We start from the raw sequence: 13,891 nt of genomic DNA on the forward strand, positions 1-13,891 counted from the left end.
CGAACGATGCTGCTCATTTCCTGCCCGTGGTGCGGGCCCCGCGACGAGGCCGAGTTCCACTACGGCGGCCAGGCGCACGTGCCCTACCCCGAGGACTCCGCCGCCCTCACCGACGAGGAGTGGGCGCGCTACCTCTTCTTCCGCGACAACCCCAAGGGCCCGTTCGCCGAACGCTGGAGCCACGCGGCGGGCTGCCGCAAGTGGTTCAACGCGGTACGCGACACGTCGACGAACGAGGTCCTGGCGGTGTACCGGCCGGGGGAGACCCGCCCGACCCTCACGGAGCCCGGCCCGGCCATTGCAGCCCGTCCGGCGTTCGAGGACGAGGCCCCTTCAGGGCCGAACGGGGGTCTGGGGGCGGAGGCCCCAGCACGGCCCAGGGCGGAGCCCCCAGCACGGCTCGCGAGCCAACCGCACCGCCTGGCCACCGGCGGCCGAATCCACCGCGACGAACCCCTCACCTTCACCTTCGACGGCACCGAGTACCAGGGCTACCGAGGCGACACCCTCGCCTCCGCCCTCCTCGCCAACGGCATCATCGCGGCAGCGACCAGCATCAAACGAGGCCGTCCCCGCGGCATCTTCTCCGCCGGTGTGGAGGAACCCAACGCCGTCGTCCAGATCGAGGAACCCTTCCCCGAGCCGATGCTCCCCGCCACGACGGTCGAGCTGCACGACGGCCTCGTGGCGGCCGGCCTCCCCGGTCAGGGCCGCCTGGCCACCGACCCGGACCCCGCCCGCTACGACGCCGTACACGCCCATTGCGACCTGCTGGTCGTCGGCGCGGGCCCGGCCGGCCTCGCGGCCGCGGCGGCGGCAGCACGGAGCGGCGCCCGCGTCATCCTCGCCGACGACCAGCCGGAGCCCGGCGGCAGCCTGCTCGGCACCGGCGACCACCTCGACTGGGTGGAGGCGACGCGCGCACAGCTCGAAGCCGCCCCCGAGGTACGCGTCCTGCCGCGCACCACCGTCTTCGGTCACTACGACGACAACCATCTCCTCGCCGTCGAGCGCCGCACCAACCATCTCGGCGCCGGCGCCCCGGAGCAGGTCTCCCGCGAGCGTGTCTGGCGGATCCGCGCCCGGCGCGTGGTCCTCGCGACCGGCGCCCACGAGCGCTCGCTGGCGTTCGGCGACAACGACCGCCCCGGTGTGATGCTGGCCGCCTCGGCCCGGACGTACCTGCACCGGTACGCGGTGCTGCCCGGCCGGCAAGCGGTGGTGTTCACCACCAACGACAGCGCCTACGCCGCCGCGCTCGACCTCGCGGCGGCGGGAGTGGATGTCGCGGCGATCGTCGACACCCGGTCCGAGCCGGGGGAGTGGGCCGAGCGCGCCCGGTCCGCAGGGCTCGTGGTGCTGGCCGGACACGCGGTCACGGACACGCGGGGCGGGCCCCGCCTCACCGCCGTGACGGTCGCCCCGTACGGCGAGTCCGCGGAACAGCAGGTCGCACCAGGACAGCAAGTCGCGCCAGGGCAGCAAGTCGCTCCGGAACAACGGGAGTTCGCCGCTGACCTGCTCCTGGTGTCCGGTGGCTGGAACCCCGTCGCGCATCTGTTCAGCCAGGCGGGCGGCAAACTCCGCCACGACGACGTGCTCGGCACGTTCGTTCCCGACAGCTGCCGTCAGGCCGTGGAGGTCGCGGGCGGTGCGAACGGGGTCTTCGACCTCGCCGCGGCCCTCGCGCAGGGCGCGGCGGCCGGGGCGCGCGCGGTGGAGGCGGAAGGCCACCCCGCCGAGGCGCCGGCCCTGCCGGCCGTCGCGACCCTGCCGCACACCCCGCCCATGCAGGTGTTCGCCGTCCCCTCCTCCACCGGAGCGCCCCGGTTCGTCGACCTCCAGCGCGATGTCACGGTCGACGACCTGGCGCGGGCGACCGGGGCGGGCCTGCGCTCGGTGGAGCACACCAAGCGCTACACCACGGCCGGCACCGCCAACGACCAGGGCAAGACGGGCGGGGCTCTGGCGAGCGGGATCGTCGCCGAACTCCTCGGCGTGGACATCTCGGCGCTCGGCCTGCCCACGTTCCGGCCGCCGTACGTCCCCGTCTCCTTCGCCGCCCTCGCCGGGCGCGACCGCGGCGCGCTGTCCGACCCGATCCGCACCACCGCCGTCCACGCGTGGCATGTCGCGCACGGCGCCCTGTTCGAGAACGTCGGCCAGTGGAAGCGGCCCTGGTACTACCCGCGCGACGGCGAGGACATGCAGGCGGCCGTGCTGCGCGAGTGCGCGGCCGCCCGGGAGGGTGTCGCCTTCATGGACGCCTCCACCCTCGGCAAGATCGACGTACAGGGCCCGGACGCCGCCGTCTTCCTCGACCGGCTCTACACCAACATGATGAGCACCCTGAAGGTCGGCATGATCCGCTACGGCGTCATGTGCCGGCTGGACGGCATGATCTTCGACGACGGAACGGTCATCCGCCTCGCCCAGGACCGCTTCCTGGTCACCACCACCACGGGCAACGCGGCCGCCGTACTGGACTGGATGGAGGAGTGGCTCCAGACCGAGTGGCCCGAACTCCGCGTCCACTGCACCTCGGTCACCGAACAGTGGGCCACGGTCGCCCTGGTGGGCCCGCGTTCTCGGGAGGTGCTCGGCTCGCTCGCACCCCGGCTGGCCGTCGCCAACGACGACTTCCCGTTCATGGCGTGGCGGGACACGACGGTCGCGGGCATCGACGCGCGGGTGTGCCGGATCAGCTTCTCCGGTGAACTCGCCTACGAGATCAACGTGTCACCGTGGGAGGGCCTCGCCCTGTGGGAGGCGCTGTACGAGGCGGGCGCCCCGTACGGCATCACGCCCTACGGCACGGAGACCATGCACGTGCTGCGGGCCGAGAAGGGCTACCCGATCATCGGCCAGGACAGCGACGGCACCGTCACCCCGCAGGACCTCGGGATGGGCTGGGCGGTGTCGAAGAAGAAGCCCGACTTCATCGGCAAGCGCTCGTACGCCCGTGCCGACACCGTCCGCGCCGACCGCAAGCACCTGGTGGGCCTGCTACCCGAGGACCCGGGGACCTTCCTGCCCGAGGGCACCCACCTGGTCGCCGACAGCGTGCTGCCCGCGCCGCCCGTCCCGATGCTCGGCCATGTCACCTCCAGCTACCGCAGCGCCGCCCTCGGCCGTACCTTCGCGCTCGCCCTGGTCAAGGGCGGCCGGGACCGTATCGGCGAACGTCTCTACGCGCCCGTGGGCGACCGGCTGGTCGCGGTGACGGTCGCAAGCCCCGTCCTCTACGACCCCGAGGGAGCCCGCCGCGATGGCTGACACCGCTTCGACCGCTCGTCAGCGCAGCCCTCTGGCGCATGCCGCCGACCGCCTCGCCGCCGCGACGCGCTCGTCCGGGGGCGCGATCCGCCTGGCCGAAGTCCCCTTCCTCGCCCAGTTGAACGTCCGCCTGGACGCCAAGAGCCCGGTGGCGGACGCCGTCGGACTCGCCCTGGGGCTGCAACTGCCCCTGGAACCCGACACCGTCGTGCGCGGAGGCGACCTGCGCGCGGTGTGGCTCGGCCCCGACGAATGGCTGGTGGTGGGCCTGCCCGGTACCCAGCGGGACCTGGAGGGCAGGATCCGCTGTGCGGCGGGGGACGCGCCGGTCTCCGTCACCGACGTGTCCGCCCAGCGCACCACCGTCCTGGTCGGCGGACCGCGCGCCCGCGACCTGTTGTCCCACGGCTGCCGGTTGGATCTGCACCCGCGCGCCTTCGGCCCCGGCCGGTGTGCCCAGACGACGCTGGCCCGCACCCAGGTCGTCCTGGTGGCCCGCGACGAGCCCAGGGCGGGCTTCTGGGTGCTGGTGCGCTCCTCCTTCGCCGACCACCTGACGAACTGGCTGCTGGACGCGGCCGTGGAGTACGGGTGAGCGCACACAGGTGAACGCGTTCGGGTGCCCCCTCAGGCGTCGGGCGCCGCGTGGACGCGTTCCCCCGCCACGAAGGCCTGGAGGACCCGGGTGGCCGCGATCTCCTCGGGCGGTCCGGCGAACGGGTCCCGGTCGAGGACGACCAGGTCGGCGGCCTTGCCGACGGTGATGCTGCCGGTGAGGTCGTCGAGGTGGTTCACATGGGCACTGCCCGCCGTGTACGCGGCGAGGGCGGCGCCGAGGTCGAGGCGTTGCCCGGGAAGGAACCGCGGGGTGCCCTCGGGGGCGTCCGGCGAGACGCGGTTGACGGCGACGTGGACGGCCTGGAGCGGGTCGGGGCTGCTCACCGGCCAGTCGCTGCCCGCGGCGAGCGTCGCGCCCGCGCGCAGCAGGTCACCGAAGGGGTACTGCCGGGCGCCGCGTTCGGGGCCCAGGAACGGCAGCGTGAGTTCGTCCATCTGCGGTTCGTGGGCGGCCCACAGCATCTGGAGGTTGGCGGTGGCGCCCAGTGCCCGGAACCGTCGTACGTCGTCGGGGTGGACGACCTGGAGGTGCGCCAGGTGATGGCGGGTGTCCCGGGTGCCGTTGGCGGTCCGGGCGGCCTCGACGGCGTCGAGCGCCTCCCGCACGGCGCGGTCGCCGAGGGCGTGGAAGTGGACCTGGAAGCCGAGCCCGTCGAGTTCGGTGACGTACTTCTTCAGCTCGCCGGGTTCGACGAAGCTGATACCGCTGGTGTCCGAGGCGCAGCCGCAACCGGTGAGGTACGGGTCGAGCATGGCCGCGGTGTGGTTCTCGGCGATGCCGTCCTGCATGATCTTCACCGCGCCGGCGCGGAACCGGCCGCCGCTCAACTCCTGCCTGCGCGCGACGAGTTCGGGGATCTGCTCGGCCCCGCGTGCGCGGTCCCACCAGAGTGCGCCGACGACGCGGGCGGTGAGCAGCCCCCGGTCCAGGGCCGTGCGGTAGGAAGGAGCCGGGTCGGTCACGTTGACGTAGGCGCCGACGATGGCGTCCTGCCAGGCGGTGACGCCGTGCGAGTGCAGCACGGCCTGGGCGCGCAGCAGGGCGGCCAGTTGCTCTTCGGGGGTGGGATCGGGCACCAGCCGGCCCACCAGGTGGACGGCTCCCTCCTGGAGCATTCCGGTCGGGTTTCCGTCCGCGTCGCGTTCGATGCGGCCGTCGGCGGGGTCGGGGGTGCGGGCGTCGAGACCGGCCCGCTCCAGCGCCCGGGTGTTGACCCAGGCGCCGTGGTGGTCGCGGTTGGGCAGGAAGACCGGCCGGTCGGGGACGACGGCGTCGAGGGCCGCGGCGGTGGGGGCGCCGCCGGGGAAGGCCTCCAGCGGGTCCGCGCCGGATACCTCGCGCACCCCCGCGCGGCCGCCTTCGCCTCGTACCGGGTGACCCGGCGGCGGAACGAGATCCGGGCCGTGGAGACCGGGATCGGGCTCCTGCTCTCCGCGGGTTTCGGACCGGCCGACGCGACGCGTCTGTACCTGACGTTCATCGACACCGTGCTCGGCCACGCTGCCATGGACGCCGCGTTCCAGGCGCTCCCGCAACAGCAGCGCGAGAGCGACGACCGGGCGTGGAGCGAGGTGTACCAAGGACTGGACCCCGCGTCGTATCCCGCGCTGACCACGGTGCGCCAGGAGTTGCACGCCATGGGGGAGAGCTCCTTCGAGGAGGCGATAGACCTGCTGCTGGAGGCGCTGAGGGCCCGTGCCCCGGGGAGCCGGCCGCGTCGACCCTGATCGTGCGCGCGAGAAGCGCGCCATCGAGTGTCCGAGTGGCCGGGGGGTGGCAGGCGAGCGGCGGCCGAGTGTGCGGTGCGGCGGCTTTCGAGCTAAAACCGGGCGGGGCTGTGCGGCTCCTTGACCCCACGAACCGCACCCAATAGACATGAGCATGACCAGGCCGACATTGCCGGAGTCGATGCACCAAGGGGGACAAGGGCACTATCGGCCACCAGAACCAAGCAAGGGGGAAGAGTGAAGAAAGTCAGCTCGGTCTTACTGGCCACCGCGCTCGCGGCGACCGGGGTACTGCTCGCAGGTCCGGCGTCGGCGGCAGTCACCGCGGACTCGGCGGTGGGCGGTGCCGTCGCGGCCCTCGGGCAGCAGAAGATCAACCTGAAGCAGGACGGCTGGGGCGCCGCACAGAGCTGCGTGGTGTACTCCACGTCATCGGTGCGCTGCTTCAAGACGCACGCGGAGGCGGACAAGGCGCTCGGCTACTCCCGCGCCACCGACCCCCTGATGGTCGGCAGGAGCGAAGCCCAGATCCAGGCCACACCGGCCTGCGCGAGCGGCTGGCTCTGCCTCTACCAGGACATCAACGGCGGCGGACGCCGGTTGATCTTCAGCGACTACTACTGGCAGAACCTCAACGAGTACGGCTTCAGCGACCAGACGTCGTCGTGGCGCAACAACCAGGGGTCGAGCCAGTGGGGTTGGCTCGCCCGGGACGAGGGTGGCAACGGCGGGCAGATCTCCATCAGCCCCAACACCTACAGCTCCAACCTCGGCGCCTACAACGACTGGGCGAGCTCGGTCGCCGCCTGACGTCCGAGGCCGGGTTCCACACGTGTTCGAGGGGCGGCACCTTCCCGAGGTGCCGCCCCGCTCGTCTCAGAACGCGTAGCGCACGCGCAGCCAGGGGGCTCGGGAGGCGATCAGCGCGCGAAGTCGGTCCACGGCCCGCCCCTTCACGGGACTCGCGTAGCGGACGTTGAGGGCGCCGTTCTCGGAGCGTTTGGTCTCCTGCAGGTCCGGTCGCCACAAGGCGTCCTCGGCCCGCGGGTGCCAGCCGAGGTTGACCTCGTGCAGCTCCCGGTTGTGCGTCAGCATGATCACCTCGGCGGCGGCCTGCCGCTTCACCCGGTCGGGCAGGACATCGTCGAGATGATCGAGGAGTTCCGTCCAGGCCTCCTCCCAGCCGGGGCGGACGACGACGGGCGAGAGGTTGAAGTGCACTTCGTAGCCGGCGTCCAGGAAGTCCGCGGCGGCGGCGATCCGCTCGGCGACCGGTGAGGTGCGCACGTCCAGCAGCCGGGAGTCCTCCGGGGGCATCACCGAGAAGCGGACGCGGGTCCGGCCGCGCGGGTCCAACGCGAGCAGGTCCGGGTTGACGAACTTGGTCGCGAAGGACGCCTTGGCCGTCGGCCACAGCCGGAACGCGTGGACGAGGTCCGCGGTGTTGTCGCAGATCAGCGCGTCTACCGAGCAGTCGCCGTTCTCGCCGATGTCGTACACCCAGGCCTCGGGATCGCACTGGTTCGGCTCGGGCTTCGGGCCCCGCCGGGCGATGTGCCGGCCGATGTGGGCGATGATCCGGTCGATGTTGGTGAAGACGGTGACCGGGTTGGCGTATCCCTTGCGGCGCGGCACGTAGCAGTAGGCGCAGGCCATCGCGCAGCCGTTGGAGGCACCCGGTGCGATCCAGTCGGCGGAGCGGCCGTTGGGACGGGTCCTCGGCGACTTGCGCTCCCCGAGGACGAGCGTCTCGCCCTTGACGCGCACCCAGCGCCCGACGTTGCCCTCGTTGCCGTGCAGCCCCGGGATGCCCCAGTGGGACTCGACCTCGACCAGCCGCGCCCGGGGAAACCGGGCGATGACCTGCCGGCCGCGCGGAGAGGCGGCGGCCGCGGGTTCGGCGTGGATCTCCCGTACGGGCAGCAGTCGCCGTGCGGCGTCGGAATCGCGGAAGGACGGCCGGCCGGTGCTCGCAGGGGGCTCGGGGCTGAGGGCGTCGAGCCCGAACAGGGCGTCGGAGCCGTCGTCCGGTTCGGTGGACGGGGAGTGCATGAACGTTCCGGTCGGGCTGGAGCGGGAGTGAGTGGAGCACGCGGACGAATCCGCACCGCCCAGCTTACGGCGCACGTCAGCGCGACGCCGTCCCACAGGCGTGGGTCGCGAGGCGGTCCGCGAGCGCGATCACGAGGTCGCGCAGCTCGTCGGGGCGCTCGATGGTGAACGGCCGGTCGAGGGAGGCGAGCACCGGAGGCAGCCAGTCGAGTCGCTCGGCCCGCAGCTCGACGACCAGCCAGCGCTCGGTCGCCTGATCCGCACCCGCCGCGCAGGCGGGATCCGTCACGCGCGCGACGCTCGCGGGAAGCCGGGCGCGGATCTGTTCCACCGTCCCGTGGATCCGCAAGGTCACCTCGTGCCGGTAGGCCGCCGTGGCGAACCCGGACAGGACACGCTGCGCCGGGTCCGGTCCGGCGGGCGCCTCGAACGACCCGGGCAGGGTCCTCGCGTCGGTGACGCGGTCGAGTCGGAGGGTCCGTTCCTCCCCTATCCCGGGGTCCGTGCCGGTGACGTACCACCGGCCCTCATGGGCCACCAGCCCGTACGGGTGCAGCGTGCGCTCGCTGCGCCGGCCGGCCCGGTCCGTGTACCTGACCGAGACCGGTCGGCGGTGATGTACCGCGTCGGCGAGGGTGAGCAGCACCCCGGAGTCGGGGGTGGCGAACTCGCCGGGCGGTTCCGTGAAGGCGAGGGACGCCAGGACCGTGTCGAGCCGGCGGGCGAGGCGCTCCGGCAGCACACGCCGGATCTTGGCCGCCGCCGTCTCGCTCGCGGTGGCTGTCGCCGTCGTCAGCCCCGCTCGGCGGCCGGCGACCAGGCCGAGCAGTACGGCGATCGCCTCGTCGTCGCCGAGCATGAGCGGAGGCAGACGGTAGCCGGGGGCGAGGCGGTAGCCGCCATAGCGGCCGCGCACCGACTCGACGGGGACGTCGAGGTCGATCAGCTGGTCCACGTAGCGCCGCACGGTGCGTCCGTCCACGCCGAGCCGGTCGGCGAGTTCGCGCATGGTCCGGGTGCCGCCCGACTGCAGCAGTTCGAGGAGGGTGAGTACGCGGCCGGTGGGTCGGGACATGTTTCGACCCTAGCGCGCATAGTGGACCGATTCTGTCCACTATTGGTTCTAGCGTGCGAGGTGCAACGGCTTCACGAACCAGGGAGAACACCATGGACTTCGTCTCGATCCGGATCATCACCGGTGACGTCGCCCGCCTCGTCGCGTTCTACGAGAAGGCCACCGGGGTGTCGGCGACGTGGTCCACCGAGGACTTCGCCGAACTCAGGACGCCCCGCGCCACCCTCGCCATCGCCGGCACCCGTACGGTCCCGCTGTTCGCGCCGGGCTCGTCCCGCCCCGCCGACAACCACAGCGTGATCCTTGAGTTCCTCGTGGACGACGTGGACCGCGTGCACGGCAACCTGACCGGCTTCGTCACCGACTTCGTCAACGAGCCCACCACCATGCCCTGGGGCAACCGGTCGCTGCTGTTCCGCGACCCCGACGGCAACCTCGTCAACTTCTTCACCCCGGTAACGGCGGCGGCGATCGCGAAGTTCGCCCCGGACGACCGGGTGACACCGGCCTCGTGAGACGGCGCCTCGGCAGCGAGAGGCCGCCGAGCGGGACGCGGTTCCCCGAGCCCCGCAAGCGGCCGTGGCCCGCTACTCGGCCGTGACGAACCGCAGACGGCGGCGGACCCGGGGCGGGGCGTTCCTGCGGGCCCGGATCTCCTGGACGACGGCGACGATCACGATCACGCCCCAGCCCACCGAGAACACCCCGGTCTGCTCGTCCGAACCGAGGGCCAGCCAGCCGACTCCCAGGCCGCCCAGCGTCAGGCCGGCGGCCGCCGCCAGGGGCGAGGGACGTCGCCGGCTCACCGCGCGGACGAGACAGAGCGTGGCGAGCACGAGCGCCGGAACGGCGAGGATCTCGATGTTGTCGTGCGCGGTGTAGTCGCGGCTGACGTCGGCCTGCGCGGGATCGTAACCGCCGCTGTAGTCGTCCTCGAAGAGCCGGTAGCCGGAGGAGTCGGCCGGCAGCTCGTAGTACGCGCCGTAGGAGGAGTCGTAGTAGTAGAGGGTGCTGAAGTCGGACTCGGTGACCGAGGTGTAGTCGTAGTCGTCGACCCCGCCGCCGACCGCGACGCTCGCCATGACCAGGGCCCCGGCGCCCCACCACAGCAGCGTCGAGGTGAGGGGAAGCCAGCGGAACAGGGCGAGCCCGAGCACGACGACGGCCACCCCCACACCGACGAGCTCGTCGGACGCGTCCGCGTACGCGTCCTGGTAGCCGATGGTGACGACCCCGGACACGACGAGGCCCAGCAGGGCGATGATCCTGCCGCCGGTGGGGGAGAACCGCCGTTTCCCCGGCGAGGACGACGGACCGCCGTCCGGCGGCGCCGGGTGCGGCGTCGCGGCACCGTCCGCGGCGCCGGGCACAACCGGGTCGACCGGCCCACCGGGAGGCGGGACGGCCGGCCTGGGCGGCGTCAGCGCGGTGCGGGTGTCCTGCTGCGCCAGCGCCGTGTGCCCGGGGCCCGCCTTGGCCTCGGCCTTCGTGCGCGCGGGCGGCACGGCGGGCGCGGGCGGCGCGCCCGGAGTCGGGGCGGCGGTCCGCGGTTTCGGCGTGGCCGCCGGGGTGCTGAGCGCGGTGAGGGTCGCCGCCAACGTGTCCCGCAGCTCCGCCGCGCTGCCGAGCCGCTGCTCACGGTGCTTCGCCAGGGTCCGGAGCACGAGGTCGTCCACCACGGCCGGGATCTGCGGGCGCAGCCCGGAGGGCGCGACCGGCTCCTGGCTGATGTGCTGGTGCATCACCGCGAACGGGGAGTCGCCGAGGAACGGGGGGCGGCCGGTGAGCAGTTCGTAGAGCAGACAGCCCGTGGAGTACTGGTCGGAGCGGCCGTCCACCGGCCGGCCGGTGAGCTGCTCGGGGGAGAGGTAGGCGGGCGTGCCCACCGTCATGCCCGTCGCGGTGAGGCGGGTGGTGGTCTCCGCGACGACCTTCGCGATCCCGAAGTCCAGGACCTTGATGGCGCCTTCGGACGTCAGCATGACGTTGGACGGTTTGATGTCGCGGTGGATCAGGCCCTGGGCGTGGCTGTGGGCGAGGGCGTCGGCGATGTCCCGGGCGACCGCCAGCGCCCTGACGACCGTGAACGCGCCGTCGGACAGGGCGGCGGTCAGCGTGCGCCCCTCGATGAACTCCATGACCAGGAACGGAGTCGTCTCGCCGTCGGTGGTGTCCTCGCCGACGTCGTGCAGCACGGCGACGTTGCGGTGGTTGAGCGAGGCCACGGTGCGCGCCTCGCGGCGGAACCGGACGCGGAACTCCTCGTGCCGGGTGAGTTCCGGCGGCAACACCTTCACCGCGACGGCGCGGCCGAGCTCCCGATCGGTGGCGCGCCAGACCTCCCCCATTCCCCCGCGTCCGACGGCCTCGACCAGTTCGTATCTGTCCGCGAGCACCCGCATGGCCTGCCCCCTGGTGGCACAGGGCGGCGCGGCAAGAGCCCGGCCGCCCGAAGTTCCGGAACAGCGGCAGACGAAAGGGCGGCACATCCGGTAACTCCCCGGTGGCGGTGGGTCTTTCGCGCGACCGCCCGCTCACCCTACTGGCGGAGAACCCGCCAGGGGATATTCAGCACTTATCAGTACAGATGTGCGACTCTTGTGTGTCCGTCGCGTGTGTCCTTCGCGCCCGCGGCGGGCGGTACGCGCGGTGACCGGCCTCAGTCGGCCACGCGCAGCAGCAGCTTCCCCGTCGACGTGCGCCCGCCCATCAGCCGGTGCGCCTCGGCCGCGTCCGCCAGCGGGAACTCGGCGGTGACCGGGAGGCTCACGGTGCCGTCGGAGACCGTACGGAAGGCGCGCTCGGCGAGGGCGCGCAAGGCCTCGGGAGCGGACTGGGCGAGCCCCAGGATGGAGAAGCCGCCGACCGAACGGCCCTGCGCGTACAGCTCGGGCTGCCCCACGTGCCACGGCTCGGCGCCACTCGCGTTGCCGAAGGACACCAGACGTCCGAAGGCGGCGAGCGCGTCGAGACCGCGGTGCAGGGTGTCGCCGCCCACCGGGTCGAGCACCAGGTCGACCCCCCTGCCGCCGGTGGCGCGGCGGACGTCGGCGGTGAAGGTGTCGCCGACGAACACCTCGTCGTAGCCGTGCTTCAGCGCGTGCTCGGCCTTCGCCGCGGACGACACCACGCCGTACACGGCGCCGGCGCCCGCCGCCCGGGCCAACTGACCGGCGACCGTGCCGATGCCGCCGGCCGCGCCCTGCACCAGCACGGTCTCCCCGGCCCGCAGCCGCCCGACCGCGTGGAGCAGGGCGTGCGCGGTGGGCACCACGGTGGGCAAGGTGGCGGCGGTACGCAGGTCCAGGCCCTCGGGGAGCGGGAACACGGTGACGGCGTCGGCGACGACCACCTCGGCGTAGGCGCCACCGTCGACCAGTGCGGCGACCTCCTGCCCCGGTCGCAGCCCCTCGACGCCGTCGCCGACGGCCCGGACCCGTCCGGACACCTCCAGGCCGGGCCGGAACGGCAGCGACCGCACCCGGTATCCCTCGGCGCGTGCCTTGAGATCGGCGAAGTTCACACCGACGTAGGCGGCGTCGATGCTGACCTGGCCCGGCCCGGGTTCGGGGGTCTCGGCGCGGACGACCTGCAGCACCTCGGGGGCGCCGTACTCCTGGAACTCGACTGCGCGCATGACGGGTCACCGCACCCTTCGATGAGTGTTCAACGGGAAGCGAACACTCGGACTGTAAGATATCCGTCGAACACTCGGCAACCCGCCGGGACGCTCCGCGAGGAGTCCCGGCGGAGCGGGCATGGAGGCGGGCGGGGTATGGCGAAGGAGGCTGCGGGCGGTGGTCACCGTGCGGCGCCGGTGCACACGGATCCCCAGGAGGTGTCCGTACTCACGGCGCTGTCGGCGGTCTCCGACCCGGTGCGCGTGAAACTGATCCGCGACCTGGCGGGCTCCCCCGACTGGACACGCAGCTGCGGCAGCTTCGACGTGCCTGTCGGCAAGGCCGCGCTCAGTCACCACTTCTCGGTCCTGCGCGGCGCCGGCCTGGTCGAACAGCGCGACGAGGGCCCGAAGCGGGTCAACCGACTGCGCCGCGAGGAGTTCGAGGAGCGCTTCCCCGGGCTGCTCGCCCTGCTGCTGCGCGACGAAGGCGCCGTCGCCGCCGAGTGACCGGCGGGCCTCACCGGCCGGCGCCCGCCGGCGGATCGCCCCCTGTCGGCGAGGCGGTGCGCCGACCCGCTGACGTGGTCCGCTTCGTCACCTCCTTCGCCACCACGCCGCAGGACGTCGACCACCTGGTCCGGGCCGTCGGTCGTCACGCCGCCTGACCGGCCGAAGCTTCGGGAAATCGGCACCGAGAGTCGTATCCCGGGCCCCCGAGCCGCCGGGATTCGATAAGGTGTTCCATTTATGGGGGATGACAGGTTAGGGTCATTCCGAATGATCTTGCACGGAGGTGCCCCGGATGGAGAACACCGCGTCCGCCCGCCGGGGGCGTCCCCCGGGGCCCCGGACCGCCGAAGGAGAGCTGACGAACCGCCAGTCGGCCATCGTCCGCTACATCACGGAGTCGGTCGAACGGCAGGGCTACCCGCCGTCGATGCGGGAGATCGGCCAGGCCGTGGAGCTCGCCAGCACGTCCTCGGTCGCTCATCAGCTGATGGCCCTCGAACGCAAGGGCGTGCTCTACCGGGATCCGCAACGCCCCCGCGCCTACCGGGTCCGGCCCTCGTGGGCGCCCGACCTGGGCGGCAGGAGCGAGACGCGGGTGGATGTACCGCTCGTCGGGCGGATCGCCGCCGGCGCCCCGCTGCTCGCCGAGGAGATGGTCGAGGACGTCTACGCCCTGCCCCGCCAAGTCGTGGGCGACGGCGACCTGTTCGCCCTGACGGTCTCCGGCGACTCCATGATCGGCGCGGCGATCTGCGACGGCGACATCGTGACCGTCCGGCGCCAGGACAGCGCCGATCACGGGGACGTCGTCGCCGCGCTCCTGGACGACGAGGCCACCGTCAAGGTGCTGCGCCGGCAGGACGGGCAGGTGTGGCTCATGCCCCGCAACCCGGCCTACGCGCCGATCCGCGGTGACCAGGCACAGATCCTCGGCAAGGTCGTCGGCGTCCTGCGCCTGCTGTAGGGCGGGCGCGCCCCCGCGCGCGGACCGGACGGGTGGCCACGCGCCG

At 72.8% G+C, this 13,891-nt stretch carries 12 protein-coding genes; 7 read left to right on the forward strand and 5 right to left on the reverse strand.

Going from position 1 to position 13,891, the window contains the following annotated elements:
- Window positions 1–6: 6 nt before the first annotated feature.
- A complete protein-coding gene (locus tag ACFVYS_RS36320) occupies window positions 7–3,276 on the forward strand; it encodes a sarcosine oxidase subunit delta family protein (RefSeq protein WP_389509126.1) in 3,270 nt (1,089 codons plus the stop codon).
- The gene (locus ACFVYS_RS36325) at window positions 3,269–3,871 is read left to right on the forward strand and encodes a sarcosine oxidase subunit gamma (RefSeq protein ID WP_389509128.1); all 603 of its coding nucleotides are present in this window, start codon (window positions 3,269–3,271) and stop codon (window positions 3,869–3,871) included. Before ACFVYS_RS36320 ends, ACFVYS_RS36325 begins: the two co-directional genes overlap by 8 nt.
- A 32-nt stretch (window positions 3,872–3,903) precedes the next feature.
- Here the strand turns inward: ACFVYS_RS36325 and ACFVYS_RS36330 are convergent, their stop codons facing one another.
- The gene (locus tag ACFVYS_RS36330) at window positions 3,904–5,238 is read right to left on the reverse strand and encodes an amidohydrolase (protein ID WP_389509130.1); all 1,335 of its coding nucleotides are present in this window, start codon (window positions 5,236–5,238) and stop codon (window positions 3,904–3,906) included.
- A gap of 30 nt (window positions 5,239–5,268) precedes the next feature.
- Here ACFVYS_RS36330 and ACFVYS_RS36335 point away from each other — a divergent pair, with 30 nt between their 5' ends.
- Window positions 5,269–5,622: a TetR/AcrR family transcriptional regulator C-terminal domain-containing protein gene (locus ACFVYS_RS36335; RefSeq protein WP_389509132.1), complete on the forward strand. Its 354-nt coding sequence runs from the start codon at window positions 5,269–5,271 to the stop codon at window positions 5,620–5,622.
- 237 nt (window positions 5,623–5,859) lie between these two features.
- Complete coding sequence (locus tag ACFVYS_RS36340; RefSeq protein WP_389509134.1) at window positions 5,860–6,432, forward strand: peptidase inhibitor family I36 protein; 573 nt, start codon at window positions 5,860–5,862, stop codon at window positions 6,430–6,432.
- Between the two features lie 66 nt (window positions 6,433–6,498).
- Here the strand turns inward: ACFVYS_RS36340 and ACFVYS_RS36345 are convergent, their stop codons facing one another.
- Window positions 6,499–7,674 carry a spore photoproduct lyase family protein gene (locus ACFVYS_RS36345; protein ID WP_389509136.1) on the reverse strand — a complete coding sequence of 392 codons (1,176 nt, stop codon included), beginning with the start codon at window positions 7,672–7,674 and terminating at the stop codon, window positions 6,499–6,501.
- A gap of 76 nt (window positions 7,675–7,750) precedes the next feature.
- The gene (locus tag ACFVYS_RS36350) at window positions 7,751–8,749 is read right to left on the reverse strand and encodes a helix-turn-helix transcriptional regulator (protein ID WP_389509138.1); all 999 of its coding nucleotides are present in this window, start codon (window positions 8,747–8,749) and stop codon (window positions 7,751–7,753) included.
- A gap of 92 nt (window positions 8,750–8,841) precedes the next feature.
- Here ACFVYS_RS36350 and ACFVYS_RS36355 point away from each other — a divergent pair, with 92 nt between their 5' ends.
- Complete coding sequence (locus tag ACFVYS_RS36355; RefSeq protein ID WP_389509140.1) at window positions 8,842–9,264, forward strand: VOC family protein; 423 nt, start codon at window positions 8,842–8,844, stop codon at window positions 9,262–9,264.
- Window positions 9,265–9,336: 72 nt separating this feature from the next.
- Here ACFVYS_RS36355 and ACFVYS_RS36360 read toward each other — a convergent pair whose 3' ends face one another.
- Window positions 9,337–11,151: a serine/threonine-protein kinase gene (locus ACFVYS_RS36360; RefSeq protein ID WP_389509142.1), complete on the reverse strand. Its 1,815-nt coding sequence runs from the start codon at window positions 11,149–11,151 to the stop codon at window positions 9,337–9,339.
- A 257-nt stretch (window positions 11,152–11,408) separates the two neighbouring features.
- Entirely contained in the window at window positions 11,409–12,386 is a 978-nt protein-coding gene (locus ACFVYS_RS36365) for a zinc-binding alcohol dehydrogenase family protein (RefSeq protein WP_389509144.1), read from the reverse strand.
- Between the two features lie 138 nt (window positions 12,387–12,524).
- On the opposite strand from ACFVYS_RS36365, the gene ACFVYS_RS36370 reads away from it, so the two are divergent.
- Window positions 12,525–12,878, forward strand: a complete 354-nt coding sequence (locus tag ACFVYS_RS36370; protein ID WP_389509146.1) for an ArsR/SmtB family transcription factor — start codon at window positions 12,525–12,527, stop codon at window positions 12,876–12,878.
- A 295-nt stretch (window positions 12,879–13,173) separates the two neighbouring features.
- Window positions 13,174–13,845 carry a transcriptional repressor LexA gene (gene lexA / locus ACFVYS_RS36375; protein ID WP_389509148.1) on the forward strand — a complete coding sequence of 224 codons (672 nt, stop codon included), beginning with the start codon at window positions 13,174–13,176 and terminating at the stop codon, window positions 13,843–13,845.
- Window positions 13,846–13,891 lie beyond the last annotated feature (46 nt).

This window comes from Streptomyces sp. NPDC058295, from assembly GCF_042880655.1.
GTDB lineage: Bacteria > Actinomycetota > Actinomycetes > Streptomycetales > Streptomycetaceae > Streptomyces > Streptomyces coriariae.

Coding starts and splice junctions, on each gene's coding strand:
- ACFVYS_RS36370 (WP_389509146.1), top strand. CDS start 12,525: ATGGCGAAGGAGGCTGCGGGCGGTGGTCACCGTGCGGCGCCGGTGCAC.
- ACFVYS_RS36350 (WP_389509138.1), bottom strand. CDS start 8,749: ATGTCCCGACCCACCGGCCGCGTACTCACCCTCCTCGAACTGCTGCAG.
- ACFVYS_RS36365 (WP_389509144.1), bottom strand. CDS start 12,386: ATGCGCGCAGTCGAGTTCCAGGAGTACGGCGCCCCCGAGGTGCTGCAG.
- lexA (WP_389509148.1), top strand. CDS start 13,174: ATGGAGAACACCGCGTCCGCCCGCCGGGGGCGTCCCCCGGGGCCCCGG.
- ACFVYS_RS36320 (WP_389509126.1), top strand. CDS start 7: ATGCTGCTCATTTCCTGCCCGTGGTGCGGGCCCCGCGACGAGGCCGAG.
- ACFVYS_RS36345 (WP_389509136.1), bottom strand. CDS start 7,674: ATGCACTCCCCGTCCACCGAACCGGACGACGGCTCCGACGCCCTGTTC.
- ACFVYS_RS36355 (WP_389509140.1), top strand. CDS start 8,842: ATGGACTTCGTCTCGATCCGGATCATCACCGGTGACGTCGCCCGCCTC.
- ACFVYS_RS36325 (WP_389509128.1), top strand. CDS start 3,269: ATGGCTGACACCGCTTCGACCGCTCGTCAGCGCAGCCCTCTGGCGCAT.
- ACFVYS_RS36360 (WP_389509142.1), bottom strand. CDS start 11,151: ATGCGGGTGCTCGCGGACAGATACGAACTGGTCGAGGCCGTCGGACGC.